This window comes from Methylobacterium gnaphalii (genome assembly GCF_007992215.1).
GTDB classification, from domain to species: Bacteria; Pseudomonadota; Alphaproteobacteria; order Rhizobiales; family Beijerinckiaceae; genus Methylobacterium; species Methylobacterium gnaphalii.
Window position 1 is genome coordinate 1 of record NZ_BJZV01000025.1, and the last position, 22,416, is coordinate 22,416.

Here is a 22,416-nt window from a genome sequence, read left to right on the forward strand (position 1 = left end):
GACGGAGATATACGGATGGTCCGATCGGGCGTCAACCCGAAAGTGCGCCGCAACAAAGAGACGTCTGTCGCAACGGCGGCGCAGCGAATGCGACGGTCGGTACGAGCGGCTGCCTCAGTATCCCTTCTTCGCCTGGGCCAGGGCCCGGCTCAGTCCTTGTGCAACGGCTTCACGCTCCGAGGGTGATGCATCGCGCGCGACTGCGACATGCTCATGACGAGAGACGAAGGTGAGAGATCTGAGGCCATACTCTTCGTCCTCGACGCGGGTCAGGCGGGTCCAAAGCGGGTTGAAGCGCCATTCATGCCGCTCCCCACGATGGCTCACCCGCCTCAGCAGCACCTCGATCGGCGAGATCGCCACTTCCTCGAAGGAATGCGCACGCCGGAAGCTCACCTTGAGCGCGACGTAGAGGGCCAGCATGTCGAGACCGAAGAATCCGGCGACCGGCCAGAACCCCTTCGTCAGACAGGCAATCGAGGTGACAAGGGAAACCACGCAGCACGCCGCCATGACGAGGCGGAAGCCATCCTGGCTCAGCGATTGGTGCGGCCTGATCACCGCCGCGTAGATCGGGCGGTCGACCGCGTCCGGATCGAGGCCGTCGGGATGAGCATGGAGGTTGCCGCTCGCCATGGGGGCAATATAACGCCCGGATGCCCGCCAGGAAGACGCCGCCCGTGACAAAACCGACGGCGAAAGCGGGCCGAGCCGCCAAGCCTGCGGGCCGGCTCGAGACGCCGCTCGCCGCGCGGGTCGAGACCACGCCGAAGCCCGTCGATGCGGCGACGCTCTCCGAGATCTTCTCCAGGCTGCGCGACGCCAACCCGGAGCCGCGCGCCGAGCTGCATTATATCAACCCCTACACGCTGCTCGTGGCCGTGGTGCTCTCGGCCCAGGCGACCGACAAGGGCGTGAACATCGCCACGCGGCCGCTCTTCGCCATCGCCGATACGCCGCAGAAGATGCTCGACCTCGGCGAGGAGCGGGTGCGCCATGCCATCCGCACCATCGGCCTGTTCAACACCAAGGCGAAGAACGTGATCGCGCTCTCGCGCATCCTGGTGGAACGGCATGGCGGCGAGGTGCCGCGCACCGCCGAAGAACTCGAAGTGCTGCCGGGCGTGGGCACCAAGACGGCGAGCGTCGTGCTCAACGTCGCCTTTGGCATCCCGCGCATCGCGGTCGACACCCATATTTTCCGGGTCGCCAACCGCATTCCGCTCGCCGTCGCGGCGACCACGGACAAGGTGCAGGCGGCGCTCGAGCGGATCGTGCCCGAGCCGTTCCTGCTCAATGCCCATCACTGGCTGATCCTGTTCGGGCGCTACATCTGCAAGGCGCGCCGGCCCGAATGCCCACGCTGCCCGATCGTCGATCTCTGTCGTTACCCCTCGAAGACCACGGAGATCGGGGCGGCCGACTAAGAGCCAGCGGCGGCTTTGCACGCAGGCGCGATGCCCGACCAACGCGTTGTGCTGCCTCGGCTCATCGGGTAGTTTGGCAGCCGGCTGCGGCAGATTTCGGCAACGATGTCTTCCGCTGCCCGACCCCGCTCCGGGTCGCCGCGCCGCGGATTCCGCATCAGGTGCCAATCCCGCAAGGAGCCCCGGCCCATGGACTTCCTCAAACCACGGTACATACCCATGAACCGCCGCCGTCGCATTTACGAGGGCAAGGCGAAGGTCCTCTATGAGGGTCCGGAGCCGGGGACGCTGATCCAGCATTTCAAGGACGACGCGACGGCCTTCAATGCGAAGAAGCACGAGGTCATCGACGGCAAGGGCGTGCTGAATAACCGGATCTCCGAGTTCCTCTTCCAGCACCTCAACGACATCGGCGTGCCGACGCATTTCATCCGCCGGCTGAACATGCGCGAGCAGCTCATCCGTGAGGTCGAGATCATTCCGCTCGAGGTGGTGGTCCGTAACGTTGCCGCCGGCTCGCTGGCGACGCGCCTCGGCCTCGAAGAGGGCACGCAGCTGCCGCGCTCGATCATCGAGTTCTACTACAAGAACGACGCGCTCAACGACCCGATGGTCTCCGAGGAGCACATCACCGCCTTCGGCTGGGCGACGCCTCAGGAGATCGACGACATCATGGCGCTGGCCATCCGGGTCAACGACTTCCTGTCCGGCCTCTTCCTCGGCTGCGGCATCCGTCTCGTCGACTTCAAGATGGAGACCGGGAGGCTCTGGGAAGGCGACCTGATGCGCATCGTCGTCGCCGACGAGATCTCCCCCGACTCCTGCCGGCTCTGGGACATCAAGTCCGCCGACAAGCTCGACAAGGACCGCTTCCGCAAGGATCTCGGCGGCCTGATCGAGGCCTATACGGAGGTCGCCAAGCGGCTCGGCATCATGTCCGAGAACGAGAAGGTCCAGGGTGGCGGTCCCCGCCTCGTCCAGTAAGCGCTAGCGCGGCTCGGCTGGCTCCAGACCGGTCCAGCCCGCCCGGAGCCGGGCGTGGGTCGACAGGTTCGGGTCGAAGCCCGGGTGATAATGGGGGTCCTGCGCGAGCAGCGGCCCCCATCTCGTTTCGAGATTGGCGACCTCCCGGTGGTGGCGCGCCTCCGCCTCGGGATTGCGCACACGGCTTGCAGCCTCGCGGTGATGGAGCACGGCCGAGGGCACCAGCAGGGTGCGCCAGCCCGCTGCGTTCAGGCGCAGGCACAGGTCGACATCGTTGAAATCGACGGAAAACCGCTCGGCATCGAAGCCGCCGACTGCCCGGAATTTGCGAGCCTCCACCACGAGACAGGCGGCCGTGACGGCAGAGACGCGGTGCGTCGCCAGCAACGCCCCGAGATAGCCCGACGCATCGCCAGGAAAATGCCGGTGGCCGTGCGTGACGAGGCCGCCACCGGTGCCGAGCACGATGCCGCCATGCTGAATGCGGCCTTCGCCGTCGAGGAGCTGGGCGCCCACCGCTCCAACCTCTGGACGCAGCGCCTCGCGCACCAGGCGCTCGAGCCAATCCGGCCGGAACGCCTCGACATCGTTGTTCACGAAGGCGAGCAGGCGGCCCCGCGCTGCCTCGGCCGCCCGGTTGTTCATGCCGGCGAAGTCGAAGGGGCCCGGACAGGAAATTGTGCGGCCGAGCCCGCGTGTTTCGAGGTCGCGCAGATAGGCCAGCGTCTCCGGCTCGCGGCTGCCATTGTCGCAGACGAGGATTTCCTTGGCCGGCCAGTCGGTGCGCTCCAGGAGGCTCGCGATGCAGGGCCGGAGCAGATCGAGCCGATCGCGGGTCGGCACGATGAGGCTGACGAGCGGGCGCGGCTCGGGCAGCGGATGCGCGATGGCAACGATCCCGTCCTCGACCGAGACCTCGCCGCCCTCCCCGCGTCGGTCGAGATCCGCACGCACGGCCGCAAGGCGTGTCTCGGGACCGGAATCGGCGAGGTCAGCCAGAGGCGAGAACGAGAGAATGCGCGGGAGATGGCAGACGAGACCGCCCGCGGCATCGATGCGCAGACACAGATCAAGCGCCTCCGCCCCCACCACGAGATTCTTGCCGAAGGCGGCGAGGCTGTTGCGGCGTAGCGCCAAGACCGGCCCAACGACGTCGAGGCCTCGCAGAAAATCCGGATCGAAGGCCGGTCGCAGGATCGGCAGCACGGCGCCGTCCTCCCGTTCGGCCAGGGCGTCGCCATAGAGGGCCTGGACCGCCTCGTTCTCCGAAAAAACCTGCGCGATGGCTGCGGCTGCACCTGCGACGAGGCTGTGCCCGGCCGGAAGCAGCACGATCAGCGGCGCATCGCCGATGGGCGTATCCGAAAGCCGACTGGGTTCGCGAGCGTCGATCCCGCTGGCCGCGAGTGCCGCGGCAGTCTCCGGCGCGGGCCGGGCACTCGCGGCCAGCCAGAGTCGGTGATCGATGCCCGCGAGCGCCGCAAGCTTCTGCCGCGACCGCAGGCGCTTTCCCATCAGCCGCGCCCAGGCGACGGCGCGCGCCTCACGCGGATGGCGCAGGAGAGCGGCGGCGATTGTTACGAGCCCGCGTTTCGGTGTGGTGGCGAAGCGCAAGTGAGCAGGCAGAGCACCGGGGGAAGACGTGTCGCGTTCGCTCATCCAGCGGTGCGCCTTCGACTGAAGGGCTTGCCGGTCCCCGTTCCGTCCTTGGGAGCGAAGCAAAGCAATCCAGGGCCGCAGACAGGGCGATAGCCCGTCGGCTTTGAATGGCTTCGCCTGCGGATCGCGATGAAGATTGTCGAAGCCCCCACTATTCCAGGTCCTCGCCGAAGGTCGTGAGCGAGAGCGCCGGGTGGTAGTACGGGTCGTGGCGGATCACGTTGCGCCAGCGCGCAGCAAAGGCGTCGGCCTCGCGCTCGAAGCGGCGCCGTTCCTCACCTTTCGGCCGGCCGCGGCTGACCGATTCGAGATGCGACAAAGTGGCCTTCGGCGTCCAGATCGTCTTGAAGCCACGCGCCCCGAGGCGCAGGCAGAAATCCACGTCGTTGAAATCGATGCCGAAGGTTTCCTCGTCGAAGCCGCCCACCGCATCGAATTTGTGACGCTCCACCGCGAGGCAGGCCGCCGTCACTGCCGAGACCTCATGCGCCACCGTCAGCCGGCCGAGATGGCCGGGCGTATCGCCGGGCCGCCGCCGCAGGATGTGGCCGGCGCGGCCTCCGAGACCAACGACGACGCCGGCATGCTGCAAGGTGCCGTCCTCGTAGAGGAGCTTGGCTCCAACGGCCCCCACCTCCGGTCGCACGGCCTGGCCCACCATCGCCGAGAGCCAGCCCGGTTCCAGTATGGCGATGTCGTTGTTGAGGAGCACGAGCACCCGTCCGCTGGCGACGCGCACGCCGGCGTTGGTCATGGCCGAGAAGTTGAAGGGATGCGGATAGGGTTCGATGCGCACCCGCGGGTCAGCGCGTAGCCTCTCGTAGAGTTCCAGCACCTTCGGATCGGTCGAGCCATTGTCGACGATGACGAGCTCGATTGCGGGATAGTCGGTCTGGCGCAGCACCCCCTCGGTGACACGGTCGATCAGGTCGAGCCGGTCGCGGGACGGGATGACAATGCTCGCGAGCGGTGCGGGTTGCGGAACCGGCCAGCACAGGTCGAGCACGCCGCCGTGGATCTCTGCCCGGGCCGGCGAGCCGACGGCGGCGAGGTGTCGATTGAGCGTCGCGGCCCGTCCAGCTGTGTCATCGGGCACCGGCTCGGTTCGGCACAGGATGCGCGGAACATGGGCGATCCGTTCGGCTGCCGATGTCGCGGCCAGAGTGAAGGCAAGCCCTTGCTCGATCGCATCTTCTCCCAGGCGGTTGCAGAGCCGTCGCGACAGCAACATGAGCCCGCCCGGATATCCGGTGACGAGGGCAAGGTCGGGACTCCAGTCCGGCTTGAGGCTCGGCAGGAGGGCTGTGCCTGTCGATTCCTCGTCCGCATAGACAAGATCCGGCGCGTCGGCCTTGCCGAGGCGGCCGGCCAGGATGTCGAGGGCCTCAGAGCGGAGCTGGTCGCCGGACCGAAGCACGAGCAGGGCGTCGGCATCGCCTAGATGTGTGGCTGCCGACGCAGTGCCATCCCAGACGGTCTCGGCGATCCGCGGGTTGTGCACGGGACGCTGCCCGGCTCGATCGTCGTCTTTCCGAGCGATCGTCGCCGACCAAAGGCGGTGCTTCTGCGCAACCAGGCTGGCGAGCGTCGTCCCGAGCGCAGCAGCGTCGGAGCGGCTGACCGAGACGACGACACGGATCGCCAGGGCCGATCCGGCGGGCGCCGAGTCTCGCAAGCGCTCCTCACGCCAAGTCCGATAGCGGGACTGGGGTGTGACCGCGCAGGCGCCGCGCAGGATATCCCGGAAGCGCCGCTCGTTGCCGCGCAGCCGGTTGTAGAGCGCTGGCACCACGCGGATCGGGCGTTTCCCAAGGCATTCCGCGATGACGCTCGCATGGTCCCGTAAACCGACCCGCTCCAGAGTGAAGCCGGGACCGGCCGCAAGCCGGATCTCCTCGAGATCCCTTGGCAAGAACCCGAGCCAGGAAGCGGCGCCGAGCGCGACGCCCGGCAACACGAAATCCTGCGAGGCTCCATCGGCGCGTAGGAGCCGGATCAAGGGACGCGACGGCGGCGCGAGAACATCCATCCGGTAGCTCAGCACGATCCAGCGGTCGCGAAGCCGTCCGGCAGGCACAAGGCGTTGGTCGAAGAGCGGGTCGTCGACGGGCTCGAGTGCGAATGCGGTCTCGCGGCCGATCCAGCGACCGGCCGGGCGGCATGGTTCTATCGGCGCGATGGCGACTGCATCCCGATGCTGAGCCGGGCCTGGCAGCGGCGAGGGGGACGCGGGAGCCTGCTCCATAGTGCGCGGCTTATGCGGGACGCCCTCGCGCGCGTCACCCCTCTCACTGGGCGTCAGGAGCCGGTTCGGCTGGGGCAGCGACGGCCTCGGCCGGGGCTTTCCGCGAACGGCGCGCCGCGCTCTTGGCCTTGGGCTTGGCAGCCGAGCCGGCGAGCGCCACTTCGATCTCGTAGCCGACCGCCATGTCGGCCGGCACCTGCAACCCGTCCTCGACGACCGAGGTCTGGCCGAGCGCGGCGCCCGCCGGCACCGACACCGCGACCTGCCGCGTATGCGTGGCCATGACCTTGTCGTTGTACTTGAGTGAGACGGTGAGCGGCGCCTGGAAGGTGCCCGGCCCGCCGGCCGGGCCGAGCAGCGCCCGCACCTGAACGCCGACGCGCACACGAACCCCGCCATCCGGGAGTGGGGCACATTCGCGGCTCATCTGGCCGAAGATGATCTGGTGTCGTAGGCGGCTGGAATCGCCGGAGGCGCCCGCAAAGGCCTGGATGGCGGCTCCGCCGTCACGCACGTCGATCTGCGGGCAGTACGCCTCGTCCGGGTCCTGGAGCTTCGGGCCCCTCAGGAGCGGAGTCGCGTCACCGCCGCTGCTCGAGCCTCCGCCCCCTCCGAACATATTCTTGAAGAAGCTGCCCGATTCCGCCTGCGCCGCACCGATCCCGGCGAGCAAGAGCGTGAGAACCGCCGCCGACTGACCCCATCCCCTCATGGTACCGTTTTCCGATTCGTCTCGTCCGCTGCGCCTCTGGCACCGAAATCGGACGATTTTATTTCATCGACTCGAAGCCGGTGTCGAAGCCCTTGAGCGACAAGGGGATGCCGACCCCCTCCTCCGGCGTCTGGAAGACGATGAAGGTCGCCTGCTTGCCGCTTTTGAAGGTGCGGATCAGGCCGTCATCCATGACGACCTCGGCGACGCAGCCCGTGGTCAGGCAGCGCACGAAGCCGGCGCGGCCGATGTCGTTGGCGTCGATCTTGAGGCCAAGGCCCGAGGGAAGCAGCACGCCGAGCGGAGCGACCACGCGCAGCAGGTAGCCACGATTGTCGGCCGTCTTCAGCACGATGACCACCAGCGAGAGGTTCGGCCGGTCCTCGGCAGCGACGTATTGCACGAGCGCGCATTGCTCGGCCTTAGCGCCGGCCGGCGTCTCGCAGCGCAACTGCCAATCGTCGAAGGTCTTGCGGACCTCGCCCTGGGCCTGCGCCGTGCCTGGCACGGCAAGTCCGAGGGCAAATGCCAGCGCCACGAGAAGGCCCGGCAGATGGCGAACCGTGCGGGGCCAGCCTACCCGTCGCAACCCCATGCTCAGCCTCACGCGCCGTCCCTCGCACCACACTCGTGTGTCCCGCGGGGCGCCGGATGCACCGCGAAAAGCCAGGGTGTTCCGACCATGGAGGGCTGTCGCCTGTCAAGCGACCGAGCGGGCCGAGAAGGCGTCGCCACACCAGCAGCTTGACCGTCGGCCGGATATCCGGCGCACGCCTCTGACCGCGTGCATCTTTACGTTGACCTTCAAATTTTTTGCAGCCGTGCGCTAAATATTTTGCGGAGACCCGGAAGGTCCACACAGACGAAGCTTGTTGTATTCAAAATGCGCCGACCTAGAAGCAAAAGCGCAAAGAAAAACTCAAAGACACCATCTGGGATGCCGAGGAACGCTCATATGGCCGCGCACGCCGCCGACCCTTTGCCCGGCGACGCCACCTATGCCGGGGCCGTTACCGTCCCCGCCTTCGGCCGCTGGGGGCAGCTCGCCATTGCCGTGCTGAAGCCCTGGCGCGCCCGCGTCGTCGCCCGGAGTGCCGAGGCATGACCTTCTGGATCCGCTACACCCATGACGGTCGCGAGGGCTTCGGCCAGCTCGACGGCGACCGCATCGCCGTCTTCGCGGGAGATCTGTTCGGGGAGGCAACGGCGACAGGTGAGACCCTGGCTCTCGCCGAGGTTACGGTTGCCCTGCCCTGCCGCCCCTCGAAGCTGATCGCCCTGTGGAACAACTTCCACGCCATGGCCGAGAAGCAGGAGCTGACGCGTCCCGAGGCGCCGCTCTTCTTCGTGAAGCCTGCAAGCAGCTACGCCGCCTCCGGCGCCGTGATCGCGATCCCCGAGGCTGCCGGCCGCGTGGTCTACGAGGGTGAGCTCGGCATCGTAATCGGCAAGCGCATCCGCGACGCGGACGAGGCCACCGCCGCGGAGGCGATCTTCGGCTACACCTGCACCAACGATGTCACCGCGCCCTCCATCCTCAAGGCGGATGCGAGCTTCGCGCAGTGGGTTCGTGCCAAGGGCCTCGACGGTTTCTCGCCTTTCGGCCCGGTCATCGCCACCGGCATCGACCCTGCGACGCTCACGGTGCGCACGCTCGTGAACGGACGCGAGCGCCAGAACTACCCTGTCGCCGACATGATCTTCCCGCCGGCCCGCCTCGTCTCGCTGCTCTCGCAGGGCATGACGCTGGAGCCAGGCGATCTCATCGCCTGCGGCACCTCAAACGGCGTCGGACCGATCCCGAAGGGCGGTACCGTCGAGGTCGCGATCGACGGCGTCGGAACGCTGTCCAATCGCTTCGAGTAGGAGTCGAGCAGGACTAAGGGACAGGTGTCTCCATCGGACTGGCATGGAATATTACCGCCAGCCTAACGTTTGAACGACACGCGACAGGCCTCTACGGGACGACAGTTCCGGTAGGGGCTCGAGAGAAACAAGACACGGAAACAGGCATGAGCATCGCGATCGTCGGCGCCGGAGCCATCGGCGGCTATCTCGGGGTCAGGCTGGCGGAAGCCGGCGAGGACGTCACCTTCATCGCCCGCAGCAACGCCGCGGCCATCGCAAAGGATGGCCTGCGTCTGATCGAGGAAGACGGCCGGGCGATCCACGCCAAGTCCGTGAAGGCGACGCGCTCCATGGAGGAGGCCGGCCGGCACGACATCGTGCTGCTGACGGTGAAGGCGCATCAGGTCGGGCCGATCGCGGCCGATCTCAAGCACCTGATCGGACCCGAGACGGTCGTCGTGACCATGCAGAACGGCATTCCGTGGTGGTACTTCATGGGCGGCCACGGCGGCCAGTACGAGGGCACGCAGCTCGAGACCGCCGATCCGGGCGGCCTGATCGCCCAGCATCTCGACCCGCGCCAGGTGATCGGCTCGGTGGTCTACCCGGCGGCCGTGCTGACCGATCCCGGCACCGTGACGGTGATCGAGGGCAACCGCTTCGGCCTCGGCGAGCTCGACGGCTCGAAGTCGGAGCGCGCGCTCAACCTCTCGCAGCGGCTCAACAAGGCCGGCTTCAAGGCGCCGGTGACCAACGACATCCGCGCCGAGATCTGGCTCAAGCTCTGGGGCAACCTCTCCTTCAACCCGATCTCCGCGCTCAGCCACGCGACGCTCGAGGACATCTGCCGCTTCCCCGACACCCGGGCGCTTGCCGTCGAGATGATGAAGGAAGCCGAGAAGATCGCGAACGCCCTCGGGGTCGTCTTCCGCATCGGCATCGACAAGCGGGTCGCCGGTGCCGAGAAGGTCGGCGCGCACAAGACCTCGATGCTGCAGGACGTCGAGGCCGGCCGGCCCATCGAGCTGGAGGCCCTGGTCGGCTCCGTGATCGAGCTCGGCAAGCTTGTCGGCGTGCCGACCCCGCATATCGATACCGTTTACGCCTTGATGAGGCTCCTGGCGCGCAGCCTCGAGACGGCCAACGGCCGCCTCGCCATCGCGAAGAGCTGATTTCCAAACCATTCCGATCGCAGGGAAAATGACCGTGGCCGCATCTGCTCCCCCGTCAGCGACGACCCTTCACGCGCTTATCCAGCACGGCGCCGAAAACGCTCCGGCGCTGTCGAGCCCCGGCGGCGTGCCGCTGAGCTTCGGCGCGCTCCGCGCCCTCGCCGACCGCACCGTCGCCACCCTGAACGCACAGGGCATCGGCCGCGGCGATCGTGTGGCGATCGTGCTGCCGAACGGGCCGGAGATGGCCACGGCCTTCATCTCGGTCGCCTCCGGCGCCACCTCGGCGCCGCTGAACCCGTCCTACAAGGGGGACGAGTTCGAGTTCTACATGAGCGACCTCAAGGCGAAGCTGCTCATCGTGGCCGAGGGCAGCGAGTCGCCCTCGATCGCGGTGGCAGCGAAGCTCGGCGTCGCCGTCGCCCACCTGATCTCGACACCCGAGCAGGGTGCCGGCAGCTTCACGCTGACCTTCGCGGAACAGGCCTCCGCTCCTGCCGAGAATCCGGGCCCGGCCGAGCCGGACGACATCGCGCTCGTGCTGCATACCTCCGGCACCACCTCGCGCCCGAAGATTGTGCCGCTCAAGCAGTCCAACGTCTGCGCCTCGGCCCGCAACATCCGCACCGCGCTCGCCTTCACGCCGGAGGATCGCGGCCTCAACATCATGCCGCTGTTCCACATCCATGGGCTGATCGCGGGCGTGCTCGCGCCGCTCTCGGCCGGTGGCCAGGTCTGCTGCTCGCCGGGCTTCAACGCGCTGAAGTTCTTCGGTTGGATGGAGGAGGTGAAGCCCACCTGGTACACGGGCGTGCCGACGATGCATCAGGCGATCCTCGGCCGCGCTGCGCGCAACCGCGAGATCATTGCCTCGACGCCCCTGCGCTTCATCCGCTCGTCGTCCTCCTCGCTGCCGCCGCAGGTCCTGCGGGAGCTCGAAGAGACCTTCAACGCGCCGGTGATCGAGGCCTACGGCATGACCGAGGCCGCTCACCAGATGGCTTCGAACCCGCTGCCGCCCAAGCCCAATCGTCCGGGCTCCGTCGGCCTCGCCGCCGGCCCGGAGATCGCCGTGGTGGATCACGACGGCGAGCCGCTGCCCGCGGGCGAGACCGGCGAGATCGTCATCCGTGGCGACAACGTGATGTCGGGCTACGAGAACAACGACAAGGCCAATGCCGAGGCCTTTACCCGGCAGGGCTGGTTCCGCACCGGCGACCAGGGCGTGATCTCGCCCGACGGCTACCTGACGATCACCGGGCGCCTCAAGGAGATCATCAACCGCGGCGGTGAGAAGATCTCGCCGCGCGAGGTCGATGAGGTCCTGATGGACCACCCGGCGGTGTCCCAGTGCGTGACCTTCGCAGTGCCCCACGACAAACTCGGCGAGGACATCTGTGCGGCCATCGTGCTGCGCGAGGGCGTCTCGGCGCTCGAGAAGGAGATCCGGGGCTTCGCCTCCGAGCGGCTCGCGGCGTTCAAGGTGCCGTCGAAGATCGTGATCCTCGACGAGATCCCGAAGGGCGCTACCGGCAAGCTGCAGCGCATCGGCCTCGCCGAGAAGCTCGGGCTGGCCTGACAAGGTCGGGGAGCCGGCTCCCCGACGGTGCCGAGACGCCGCCCTGTCGATGGGCGGCGCTCGACTCAGATCTCGATCTCGGTGCCGACCTCGACCACTTGGCGGGTCGGCAGCCCGAAATGCGCGCCGGTGCGCTCGGCGTTGCGCTTCATGAACGCGAACACGCCCTCTCGCCAACCGGCCATCCCAGGATGGGTCGATGAGGGGATCACCGCCTCGTGCCCGACGAAGTAGGTGAGATCCTCGATGAACTCGGGCGGCAGCAGGCCGCTCGCCACGGCGCATTTCAGGCCTTCGGGAATCGAGGCGGTCTGCATGAAGCCGTAGCGCAGCACGACGCGCTCCATGCCGCAGGTGTGATGCGAGATCGCCTTGCGGATGCCGGAGGCGACGAGGGTTACCGTCGCGCGCTCGCTGACATCGATCACCGGCTCCTCCTCGTAGATCACGGTGATCAGCAGGATGCGCTCGTGCAGGCAGCGGCTGCGATCGACCAGCCGGCTCAGCGCCAGAGGGATGCCCTCGGTGGATGTCGCGAGGAAGGCCGCGGTGCCCGGCAGCGTCACCGGCGGGTCCGATGCCAGCTTCGCAAGGAAGCTCTCGACCGGCTCGCGCAAGCTCTTGCGCTGCTCCTCCAGCAGGCGGTTGCCGGTCAGCCAGGTCAGCATCAGGAAGGCGACGGTGAAGGCGAGCACGAGCGGAAACCAGCCGCCCTCGAACAGCTTCACGCTGTTGGCTGCGAGGAAGACGAGGTCGATGACCAGGAAGGTGCCGTTCAGCGCGAAGACGGCGATCGGGTTGTAGCCCCATTTGAGCGCGACGAGCGCCGCGAGCAGGGTGGTGATCGCCATCAGAGCCGAGACGGCGATGCCGTAGGCACCGGCCAGCGCGTCGGAGGAGCCGAAGATCAGCACCGCGGTGATGGTGGCGAGCGCGAGCAGCCAGTTCACCGCCGGCACGTAGATCTGGCCGCGCTCGTCACGTGCCGTGTGGACCACGCGCAGGGGCGGCATGAAGCCGAGCTGGATCGCCTGCTGGGTGAGCGAGAAGACGCCGGAGATCACGGCCTGGGAGGCGATCACGGCGGCCAGCGTCGCGAGGGCGAGCAGCGGATAATGGGCCCAATCCGGCGCGAGGCGGTAGAACGGGTTCTCGATCGCGTCCGGCTCGACGATGAGCAGCGCGCCCTGCCCGAAATAGTGGATCACCAGCGCCGGCAGCACGAGGCAGAACCAGGCCTTGCGGATTGCCGAGGCACCGAAATGGCCGAGATCGGCATACATCGCCTCTCCGCCGGTCACTGCGAGGAAGGCCGCGCCCATCATCGCGAAGCTGACATGCCAGCCGGCATGGGCGATGAACTCCACCGCCTTGAGCGGATTGATCGCCAGCAGGATCTGGGGGGCGTGCACGATGCCGCCGACACCCATGAGCGCCAGCACCACGAACCAGATCAGCATCACCGGCCCGAACACCTGCCCGATCCTGGCGACGCCCTTGCGCTGCACGTAGAAGACGCCAAGCAGGATCACGAGGGTGATCGGCACCACGAAGCGCCCCAGGGCCGGCGCATCGACCTTCAGGCCCTCAATGGCGGAGAGCACGGAGATCGCCGGTGTGATCGCACCGTCGCCGTAGAGCAGCGCTGCGCCGATCAGGCCGACGACGAGCAACAGCCCCTGACGTGTGCCGGCCGCGGCGTGGCGCGCGCCGAGCAGCGCCAGCATCGCGACGATGCCGCCCTCGCCCCGGTTGTCGGCGCGCAGGATCAGCACGGCATATTTCAGCGAGACGATGAGGATCAGCGCCCAGAGGATCAGCGAGATCGCGCCGGTGGCGGCCAGCGGAACGGGAGCGCCACCTGCCGTGGCCGCCCTCACCGCCTCCTTGAAGGCGTAGAGCGGGCTGGTGCCGATGTCGCCGTAGACGACGCCGAGCGCCCCGAGCATCACGGCCGGACCCGCTGCACGGCGCACCGCCCCGGGCTTGCGCGCGACGGGAGGTGTATCGACGATCGGCGCAGCAGCTTGGCTCAACGGACGGCTCCGATCGCGGGCGCCACTCTCGTCCATGGAGGTATTCCAAACCGCAGCCGCGTCCAGGGCCTTGCGCGTGCTATCCCCTTCGGATCACGGCCTCGTGTCGCGGCGATGACGGCCTCGCCATCATCAGGCCAGGGCCGGGGCCCGCTCGATCGAAGCCGGCCCAGCGCCAAGCGGGCCGGCGAGCAGCGCGTCGGCGAGGCTGCGGATCTCGTCGGGGAGCAGCGAGACGTGCTCCAGGCCGAAGGCGGTGTCCAGCGCCGGGCCGAGGGCTCTAACGAGGGTATGGCGAGCCGCCTCTTCCTCAGCGGCGCTGCCGGCGGCGCCGAACTGGATGAAGCCGGAGACGAAATCGATGGAGAAGGCCCGAGGGGCAGGCATGGCAGTCCGAACCAAGCACGTCCGACGGGAATTGCACCGCGGCTCGTGCATCGGTCCAAGCTGAGGCATTGCGCTTGAACGGGGGCTGAAACCCGCTGCGTGACTCGGTTCAGCTATGAGCACGGCCGAGGCCGAACGGGGCGAGGCCGGCGTCTCGGACATCCGCCGGCGGTCGGCAACGGCGCGGCGACCTGATAGGTGATGTGCCGGGGGCGCAGGCCCGTGACATTGCCGGAGGGACCCTTGAAGTCCGTGACCCTGCTGATCGCCGAGGAACTCGGAGTGAGGGAGGCGCAGGTGGCCGCCGCCGTCGAGTTGCTCGATGGCGGAGCAACCGTGCCGTTCATCGCGCGCTACCGGAAGGAGGCGACGGGTCTGCTCGACGATGCCCAGCTGCGCACCCTCGAAGAGCGCCTCGGCTATCTCCGCGAGTTGCAGGATCGGCGCAAGGCGATCCTCGACAGCATCGGCTCCCAGGACAAGCTGACACCGGAGCTCGCCGCGGCCATCGCCGCCGCCGACACCAAGGCGCGGCTGGAGGATATCTACCTTCCTTACAGGCCGAAGCGTCGCACCAAGGCGCAGGCCGCTCGCGAGGCTGGCCTCGGCCCGCTCGCCGAGGCACTGCTGGCCGACCCGTCGAGAGCCCCTGAGACGGTGGCGCGAGCCTACGTCTCGCCTGCCAAGGGCGTGCCCGGCATCGACGAAGCGCTGGAGGGCGCCCGGAACATCCTCATCGAACAATTCGCCGAGGATGCCGATCTCGTCGGCCGCCTGCGCGAGGATTTCTGGCGCGGTGGCAGTGCCGTGTCGAAGGTCTGCAGGGGCAAGAAAGAAGCCGGCGCCAAGTTCGCGGATTATTTCGACTGGAACGAGCGCCTGGAGCGGATGCCCTCGCACCGTATCCTCGCGCTGTTTCGCGGCGAGAAGGAGGAGATCCTCAGCATCGAACTCGCCGCCGAGGGCGAGGACATGCCGGCCGGCCAGCCAGGCCCGTTCGAGCTCGCCATCTGCCGGCGCCACGGCGTCTCCGACAGGGGGCGGCCGGGAGACCGCTGGCTTCTTGAAACGGTGCGCGCGGCCTGGCGCACCAAGATCCGCCCCGGGATCAAGGCCGACCTGCGCACCCGCCTTTTCGAGAGGGCCGAGACCGAGGCCGTGAAGGTTTTCGCCGGCAACCTCAAGGACCTGCTCCTCGCAGCACCCGCTGGCGGACGCGCGACGATGGGGCTTGACCCGGGCTACCGGAACGGCGTGAAGGTTGCGGTGGTCGACGCCACCGGCAAGGTTCTCGCCGTCGAGACCACCTACCCGCACGAGCCGCAGCGCCGCTGGGCGGAGACGGTGCAGGTGCTGGGCCGGCTCTGCCGCCAGCACAAGGTCGAGTTGCTGGCGATCGGCAACGGCACGGCCTCGCGCGAGACCGACAAGCTCGCCGCCGAGATCCTCGCTGCCCAGCCGGACCTCAAGATGGCGAAGATCATGGTCTCGGAAGCGGGCGCCTCCGTCTACTCGGCCTCCGAGATCGCCAGCCGCGAATTGCCGGGGCTCGACGTCTCGCATCGCGGCGCGGTGTCGATCGCACGCCGGCTGCAGGACCCGCTGGCCGAACTCGTGAAGATCGACCCGAAGTCGATCGGCGTGGGCCAGTACCAGCACGACGTCGGGGAAGCGAAGCTCTCGAAATCCCTCTCGGCCGTCGTCGAGGACGCGGTGAACGCCGTCGGCGTCGACGTGAACACCGCCTCACCCTCGCTGCTGGCGCAGGTTTCCGGCCTCAGCACGACGGTCGCCGGCAAGATCGTGGCCCATCGCGACGCGAACGGCCCTTTCCGCACCCGCGCGGGGCTGAAGAAGGTAGCGGGGCTCGGCGCCAAGACCTTCGAGCTGGCAGCCGGCTTCCTGCGCATCCAGGGCGGCGAGGACCCGCTCGACAGTTCGGGCGTCCATCCGGAATCCTACCCAGTGGTGCGCCGCTTCCTGGCGGCGACGAAGAGCGACATCCGTGTTCTCATCGGCAACGAGACGGTGCTGAAGGGCCTGTCGCCCGCCGCCTTCGCGGACGAGCGCTTCGGCATCCCGACCGTGCGCGACATCATCGCCGAGCTGGAGAAGCCCGGCCGCGACCCGCGCCCCGCCTTCAAGACCGCGACCTTCCAGGAGGGCGTCGAGAAGATCGGAGACCTGAAGCCTGGCATGCAGCTCGAGGGCGTCGTCACGAACGTCGCCGCCTTCGGCGCCTTCGTCGATATCGGCGTGCACCAGGACGGCCTGGTCCATATCTCGGCGATGGCGCGCAAGCGCATCGCTTCGCCCGCGGAGGTGGTGAAGACCGGCGACGTGGTGCGCGTGCTCGTCCTCTCCGTCGATCCCGCCCGCAAGCGGATCGGTCTCTCCATGCGCCTCGACGATCCGGTCGACCGTGCGGCGGCCCCAGCGGGCCAGCGCCCGGGCGCGCGGCCGGACCCGCGGCACAGGGAGCCGAAACCGGCCCCGGGCGCGCAGCCCGGCGGTGCCCTCGCCGATGCTCTTCGCCGCGCGGCGGAGACCCATCGGCGCCGGTAAGAGGCTGCCTGCGGCCTCCTCGATCAGGCCCCCGGCAGTTCGTGGATGCGCACGCCGGGGCTGACCTTCCTGGCCACGTCGCAGAGGTGGCCGTGGTGGGTGAGGTAGACGACCTGACCCTCGCGGGCCATGCCGGCGAGCAGCCCGAACGCCTCCTCCGCGCGAAAATCGTCGAAGGTCTCCATGATGTCGTCGGCGATGAAGGGCAGCGGCGCCCGCGCCCGCACGAACTCGTGGTAGCCGGCCACGCGCAGGGCCAGGTAGAGCTGGAAGCGCGTGCCCTTCGAGAGCTGGTCCGCCTCCTTCGAGCCGCCGCTGGCTGAGAGGGCGATCAGGGTCTCGCCGTCCTTGGCCGGTTGCGCCGCGAGGCCCGAATAGGCGCCGCGGCTGATCGTGCAGAAGGCCTCCGAGGCGCGGGCCATCATCGAGCTGCGATGCCGCTCGCGATAGACGCGCAGCCCGTGCTCGGTGGCGGCCGTGCCGGCCCGGAGCTGCAGGTAGCGCGCCGCCCCCTCCTCGATCTCCAGGAGCGTCGTGCGGCGGCGGCTCTCGATCTCGGCGACCCGGTCGTCGCCGCCGATGGCCTCGACCTTCGCCACCGCCTCGCTGCGCTGGGCGAAGGCCTCCTGGCAGAGCCGGTCCTGGTCGTCGAGGCGCTGCCGGAGTTCCGCCACCTCGGCATCGAGCGCCGCGCGGTCGGCAGCGTCGAGCCGCTGCTCGGCCTCGGCGATGCTGGCGAGGCGCAGGGCGTCCAGGATCTCGCGCTCGGCCGCCTCGGCCTGCTCGCGCAGCTCGTTGCGCCGGCTCACATCCGCCAGCCGCTGACCAACCTCGGCGAGGGTTTCGACGGCGAAGAGAGCAGTCATCTCGGCCTTGCGGCCGGCATGGATCGCCAGGGCCTCGTCGAGACGGGCCTTGCGTGCGCCGGCCTCCGCGGCGGCCTCGACGAGCTTCTGCCGGCGCTCCCGATCGGCCCCGGCCTCGCGGATGCGCTCGCCGATGCGCCGCGCCAGATCGAGCGGATCGGCGGCCTCCGCGAGACCGAGTTCGCCGGCCATGCGGGCGGTGGCGGCGCGAAACGCCTCCTGGTCCTTCACCATCGCCTCGATCCGGTAGGCGAGACCCGTCTTGTCCTTCACCGCCGGCGCCAGTTCCTCGACCGCCGCGAGCATCTCGCGCACCGCCGGCAGTCCCGGCACCGCGCCGCCCTCGCCGAGCCAGCAGCCGCCGCAGGTCTCGGCCCAGGCCCTCTCCCACTCGGCCGCGCGCACCTCGGCCTGCGCGACGGCACGGCGGCGGGCGGCGAGGTCGCGCTCGCGCTCCTCGACATCCTTATGCAGGCCGCGGATCTCGGATTCGCGGTCGAGGGCATCCTGCGCCGTGGCGAGGAGCGCGGCGAAATCCGCCTCGGATTCGGTCCGCAGGCCGGCTGCCGCCAGCGCGGCGCGCAGGCGCTGCTCGCCGTCCCGCTCGCCGGCCAGGGCCGCGCGCAGGTCGGATTCGGCGGCAATCAGGGCCTCGCGCGCAGCGAGCGCGTGGGCGCGACGGGTCAGCCATCCGTCGAGCTCCGCCGGGGTCATGGCCGGATCGAGGGAGGGGGCGATGCGTGCGACTGCAGCCGCGATCTCGTCGCGCAGCGCCTGCAGGGCCTCGACTGCCCTGGCGTGCAGCCCTTCGGCGCGACGCAGCTCGGCTTCGGTGACGGCAAGGGCCTGTGCGCGCTGCTGGAGGGTGGCGAGGTCGGCGACGTGGGCGAGCCGTGCGGAGGCCGCGAGATCGTCCTGGCGGAGCAGGGTCTCGAAGGCGTCGGCCGAGCCCGCCGTGAGGTCGCGCCGATGCGCGGCCCAGGCCTGTTCGCGGCGGGCGCGCAGGTCCGCGGCCTCGCGGTCGTCGACGAGGCCTTTGACCGCCGCCATCGCCTCGCGCTCGGCCGTGAGCCGGCCGACCTCGCCGGTCAGGCGCTCGACCTCACCGGCATGCCGGGCGAGGGTCGCACGGCGCGTCTCCAGATCGGCCGACCACTGGCGGAGCGTCGCCGGCTCGGGGCAGCGCAGGGCGAGCAGGTCGCTCGCATCGCCCTGCCAGGGGGCGAGCAGGCGCAGCCGGTCGGCGAGCCGCGCCTGCTCCGCATCGCGGCTGCGCTCGGCCACCCGGCGGCGGGCGGCGTGATCCGAGCTGCGCAGGGCAGACAGGGCAGCAGCAAGTCCGGCCATCGCGGCGGCGGGCGCGGCGGTCCCGCCGGCATCGGACGCCGCGAGCCTGTCGCGCGCCTCGGCGAGGTGGCTCTCGGCCCGCGCCTGCTCGGCCAGGGCCGCCGCCTTCGCCGCATCGAGCCCGGAACGGGTCTCGATCAGCTCGCGCAGGCGCCCGGTGGTCGAGGCGCCGAGCAGAAGCCTGTGCGGTTCCACCTCGTCCGGCCGTTCGAGGCGGGCGAGGATGGCGGCGATGGCGAGATCGGCCGCCCGCGCCTGGGCGCGGCGCTCGGGCAGGTCGATCTCTGCCGTGGTATGGCGTGCCTTCAGGGCTTCGAGCCGTTCGAGGGTGTCGTGATGGCCCAGGGCCGCCTCGTCGACGGCGATGGCGTCGATCTCGTCCTGCAGGCGTCGCATCTCGTCCTCGGCCGCCCGCAGCCTGACGCCGAGTTCGATCTCCTGTTTCTGCAGCGACGGAAGCTCCGGAAGCCAGTCGCCGGCCGGCTCCGGTAGGCTGGCCAGCGGCGCGAGGCGTTCGCGGATCGCGCGAAGCGCTGCCAGACGCGGCAGGGCGTTCAGCGAGCGCTGCGCCGCGTCGAGCCGGCCCTGCAGCTCCGAGCGCTGCTGGATCGCCGCATCGTACTGCGCGCTCGCCCGGTCGCGCGTGGCGATCAGGCGGGCATAGTCCGAGGCGATGGTGTCGAAATCCTCGCGCTCGGCCTTCAGCGCGGCGAGGCGGGCCTTGAGGTCGGCAAGCGCGCCGCCGCGTGCGCGGTACCGGTAGAAGGCATCGGCCTCGGCGCGCAGGCCGAGCAGGTTGCGGCTGAGGTCGGCCAGGCCCGCACCGGCCGAGAACAGCAATTCGCCGAGGTCGCCCTTGCTGGCCAGGATGCTCTCGCCGCCCTTCTCCAGGGTCTCATCGTCGAGCGAGAACATGGTCCGGTAGGCCTCGCGATCGATCCCGCCGAGATCGGCCTTGATGGCGCTCTCGGCGATCGGGAGGTCGTTGCCGTCGAGCAGGCTGCCCTGGGGCTTCTTGAGCCGGCCGAAGCTGCGCGGGCCGTCGGAGAAATCGAGCACGCCGCCGATCCGCATGGTCGGATAGGGGTGCAGGAAGTTGTAGGGGCTCTGGCCCCCAATCCCAAAGATCAGGTCGAGAAAGGCTGCCAGCGTGGTCGACTTGCCGGCCTCGTTGGGGCCGTAGACGATATGCAGGTCCGGCACGCCCTCGACCCGCTCGCCGAAATCGATCGCGTGGTCCGTGAACTTGCCGTAGCGCGTGAGGTCGAGGCGGCGCAGACGCATCTAGCCCTGCTCATCGAGCGCGTGGAGACGGGCCAGCACCTCGTCGGTCCCCTCGCGGGCATGGCGGGCGAGGAGGGCCTCGAACCCCGCTTCGTCGGTACCGAAGCTGTCGCGGCATTCGGGCGGAAGCTGCGCCTTCAGCTCGTCGGCGATGAGGCCGAGTTCCCGGCGGAAGGCGTCGGAGCCGAGCACCTCGTCGTCGATCAGGCGCCGCAGCTCGTGCAGCGGGGCGGACGAGCCGGCCGTCCCCTCCTCCATGGGCACGCAGGCGATCTCGAGCTTCTCGACCCAGCAGGCGCCGACGAGGCCGGCGCGTGCCTCCGCCTCCGCCTTGAGCAGGTCGCCGTCGCGGCGCATCCGCCAGGCGAGCAGCGTGGCGCCGGTGAGCCTCAGGCGCGCCACGAGGTGGCGGGAGGCCACCGCCGCCCGCGCCCGCTCCAGCGCGCGGCCGACGGCGCCGATCATCTCGCGCCACTCAGTAATGCCGGTGACGTCGACCGAGACGCGCTCGAACTGTGCGATGCCGATGGCGCGCTCCTCGACGCGGATGGCGCGGTCGTCGCCGATCGTCACGAGGGTCACGGATTTCGCGCCGGCCTCGTTGATGTCCCGGCCCTGCGGCATGCCCGGCATCACGATGGTGCAGTCGCCCTCGGTCACCGAGCGCCGGTGAATGTGGCCGAGCGCCCAGTAGCGGAAACCCGTCGCGCGCAGATCCGCCGGGCTGCAGGGCGCGTAGGGATCGTGGCCGAGAGCGCCCGAGAGGCTCGTGTGCAGGATGCCGATATTCACGGCGCCCTCCACGGGGCTGCGGTACTTCGCGAGCAGGCTCTCGGGCGCCTGCGCCTGCGAGAAGCTGAGGCCATGGATCGCCACGGGAAAATGGCTGCCGTCCCGGTCGATCGCGATGGTCTCGGCCCGGCCACCGAACACGGTGACGGTCTCGGGAAACACCAGCTCCTTGGTGATCTTCGAGAGCGCGTCGTGGTTGCCGCGGATCACGAAGACGCGGATGCCGCCCTCGTGCAGCCGCCTGATCTGGTCGGCCAGGAAGCGGGCCGTCTTCATCGAGGTCTGCTCGCCGTCGTAGAGGTCGCCGGCCAGCAGCAGCGCGTCCACGCGCTCGTCGAGGCAGAGATCTACGATGGCGGTGAGCGCCTGCCGCGTCGCGTCGCCGATCAGAGCGGCGAGGTCGGGGTTGCGCAAGGCGAGCGACCGCAGCGGGGAATCGAGATGGATGTCCGCCGCGTGGACAAAACGATACGCCAAGGACCCGGTTACTCCGCACCGCCCGCCCGGTCTGTGCCGGGCTCGTGCGGTTGCGATTATCTCCGATGGAGTCCGCCGGTTCAACGCGCATGGCGGCCATCCACCGGGGAGGAAGACTTTGCCGAGCCCGGCGGCGGCTTGCGCGGACGGCCCCGGTGACCGAGACCTGACCGGCATCGAGGAAGCGACGAGGGATGGAGATGAGCGGCTCGATCGATCTCAACGCCGATCTCGGCGAGGGTTTCGGTTCCTGGCGCATGGGCGACGATACCGCCCTCCTCGACATCGTCACCTCAGCCAACATCGCCTGCGGATTCCATGCCGGCGATCCGAACATCATGGTCGAGACAGCCCTGGCCGCGAAGGCGCGCGGCGTCGCGATCGGCGCCCATCCCGGCTTCCTCGACATCCGCGGCTTCGGCCGCAACGTGATCCGGGACACACCGAAGAGAATCGAGCGGGACGTCGCCTACCAGATCGGTGCGCTCCAGGCCTGCGCCGCGCTGGCCGGAGCACGCGTGACCTACGTCAAGGCGCACGGGGCGCTCGCCAACCTCGCCAATGTGGAGGATGACGTTGCGCAGGCCATCGCGGGGGCCGTGGCCGGCGTCGATCGCGGGCTCGCCCTGGTGGTGATGCCGGGCCTGCCCGCCGAGCGCGCGGCCGAGCGCGCCGGCCTGCGCACGGTCCGCGAGGTCTATGCCGACCGTGCCTATGCCGATGACGGCACCCTCGCGCCGCGCGCCCTGGACGGCGCCGTGCTGCACGATCCAGGGGCGATCGCCGAGCGCGTGCGCCGCATGGTCGAGGATGGCGCAGTCACGACATTGTCGGGTCGGCGCATCCCGGTGGCGATCGATACGGTCTGCGTCCACGGCGATACGCCCGGCGCCGTCGCAGCCGCTGCAGCGGTGCGGGCTGCCCTCGAATCCGCTGGGCTCGCGCTGGCGCCGTTCGCCCCGCACCGGATGCAGGGCTGACGCAGCGCAAGAACCCGGGATCGAATTCATGATCTTCTGTGTTCCTGAGGCGCGCC

The 22,416-nt window shown here is 69.3% G+C and carries 17 protein-coding genes; 8 read left to right on the forward strand and 9 right to left on the reverse strand.

The features are described 5' to 3' along the window. Window positions 1–114 precede the first annotated feature (114 nt). The gene (locus MGN01_RS18505; RefSeq protein WP_147048310.1) at window positions 115–636 is read right to left on the reverse strand and encodes a DUF2244 domain-containing protein; all 522 of its coding nucleotides are present in this window, start codon (window positions 634–636) and stop codon (window positions 115–117) included. Window positions 637–656: 20 nt separating this feature from the next. On the opposite strand from MGN01_RS18505, the gene nth reads away from it, so the two are divergent. Continuing rightward, complete coding sequence (gene nth / locus MGN01_RS18510; RefSeq protein ID WP_147048311.1) at window positions 657–1,427, forward strand: endonuclease III; 771 nt, start codon at window positions 657–659, stop codon at window positions 1,425–1,427. A gap of 189 nt (window positions 1,428–1,616) precedes the next feature. Next, window positions 1,617–2,411: a phosphoribosylaminoimidazolesuccinocarboxamide synthase gene (gene purC / locus MGN01_RS18515; RefSeq protein WP_147048312.1), complete on the forward strand. Its 795-nt coding sequence runs from the start codon at window positions 1,617–1,619 to the stop codon at window positions 2,409–2,411. 3 nt (window positions 2,412–2,414) lie between these two features. Here the strand turns inward: purC and MGN01_RS18520 are convergent, their stop codons facing one another. The 4 genes from MGN01_RS18520 to MGN01_RS18535 form a co-directional block, all read right to left on the reverse strand. Further along, entirely contained in the window at window positions 2,415–4,070 is a 1,656-nt protein-coding gene (locus MGN01_RS18520) for a glycosyltransferase family 2 protein (RefSeq protein WP_147048313.1), read from the reverse strand. A gap of 151 nt (window positions 4,071–4,221) precedes the next feature. After that, window positions 4,222–6,315 (reverse strand): glycosyltransferase family 2 protein, encoded by a 2,094-nt coding sequence (locus tag MGN01_RS18525; RefSeq protein WP_147048314.1) that lies wholly within the window; start codon window positions 6,313–6,315, stop codon window positions 4,222–4,224. A gap of 43 nt (window positions 6,316–6,358) precedes the next feature. Then, window positions 6,359–7,027, reverse strand: coding sequence for a hypothetical protein (locus MGN01_RS18530; protein ID WP_147048315.1), 669 nt, complete (start codon window positions 7,025–7,027; stop codon window positions 6,359–6,361). A 58-nt stretch (window positions 7,028–7,085) separates the two neighbouring features. Beyond that, window positions 7,086–7,622, reverse strand: coding sequence for an invasion associated locus B family protein (locus MGN01_RS18535; RefSeq protein ID WP_238257813.1), 537 nt, complete (start codon window positions 7,620–7,622; stop codon window positions 7,086–7,088). Between the two features lie 342 nt (window positions 7,623–7,964). Between MGN01_RS18535 and MGN01_RS23690 the strand changes: the two genes are divergently transcribed. From MGN01_RS23690 to MGN01_RS18550, 4 genes are all read left to right on the forward strand, one after another. Continuing rightward, a complete protein-coding gene (locus tag MGN01_RS23690; protein WP_170246061.1) occupies window positions 7,965–8,132 on the forward strand; it encodes a hypothetical protein in 168 nt (55 codons plus the stop codon). Further along, window positions 8,129–8,893, forward strand: a complete 765-nt coding sequence (locus tag MGN01_RS18540; RefSeq protein WP_147048316.1) for a fumarylacetoacetate hydrolase family protein — start codon at window positions 8,129–8,131, stop codon at window positions 8,891–8,893. Before MGN01_RS23690 ends, MGN01_RS18540 begins: the two co-directional genes overlap by 4 nt. A 146-nt stretch (window positions 8,894–9,039) precedes the next feature. Beyond that, window positions 9,040–10,047 carry a 2-dehydropantoate 2-reductase gene (locus MGN01_RS18545; RefSeq protein WP_147048317.1) on the forward strand — a complete coding sequence of 336 codons (1,008 nt, stop codon included), beginning with the start codon at window positions 9,040–9,042 and terminating at the stop codon, window positions 10,045–10,047. Between the two features lie 28 nt (window positions 10,048–10,075). Next, entirely contained in the window at window positions 10,076–11,626 is a 1,551-nt protein-coding gene (locus tag MGN01_RS18550; protein WP_147048318.1) for an acyl--CoA ligase, read from the forward strand. A 65-nt stretch (window positions 11,627–11,691) separates the two neighbouring features. Here the strand turns inward: MGN01_RS18550 and MGN01_RS18555 are convergent, their stop codons facing one another. Both MGN01_RS18555 and MGN01_RS18560 read right to left on the reverse strand, forming a co-directional pair. Then, entirely contained in the window at window positions 11,692–13,575 is a 1,884-nt protein-coding gene (locus MGN01_RS18555) for a potassium transporter Kup (protein ID WP_238257815.1), read from the reverse strand. A 219-nt stretch (window positions 13,576–13,794) separates the two neighbouring features. After that, window positions 13,795–14,049 (reverse strand): hypothetical protein, encoded by a 255-nt coding sequence (locus tag MGN01_RS18560; RefSeq protein WP_147048320.1) that lies wholly within the window; start codon window positions 14,047–14,049, stop codon window positions 13,795–13,797. Between the two features lie 243 nt (window positions 14,050–14,292). On the opposite strand from MGN01_RS18560, the gene MGN01_RS18565 reads away from it, so the two are divergent. Beyond that, window positions 14,293–16,614, forward strand: a complete 2,322-nt coding sequence (locus MGN01_RS18565) for a Tex family protein (protein WP_147048321.1) — start codon at window positions 14,293–14,295, stop codon at window positions 16,612–16,614. A gap of 23 nt (window positions 16,615–16,637) precedes the next feature. Here the strand turns inward: MGN01_RS18565 and MGN01_RS18570 are convergent, their stop codons facing one another. After that, a complete protein-coding gene (locus MGN01_RS18570; protein ID WP_147048322.1) occupies window positions 16,638–20,111 on the reverse strand; it encodes an ATP-binding protein in 3,474 nt (1,157 codons plus the stop codon). Beyond that, window positions 20,112–21,380, reverse strand: a complete 1,269-nt coding sequence (locus tag MGN01_RS18575; protein ID WP_147048323.1) for a metallophosphoesterase family protein — start codon at window positions 21,378–21,380, stop codon at window positions 20,112–20,114. Window positions 21,381–21,580: 200 nt separating this feature from the next. Here MGN01_RS18575 and MGN01_RS18580 point away from each other — a divergent pair, with 200 nt between their 5' ends. Further along, on the forward strand, window positions 21,581–22,360 hold the full coding sequence (locus tag MGN01_RS18580) for a LamB/YcsF family protein (protein WP_147048324.1): 780 nt from the start codon (window positions 21,581–21,583) through the stop codon (window positions 22,358–22,360). Window positions 22,361–22,416 lie beyond the last annotated feature (56 nt).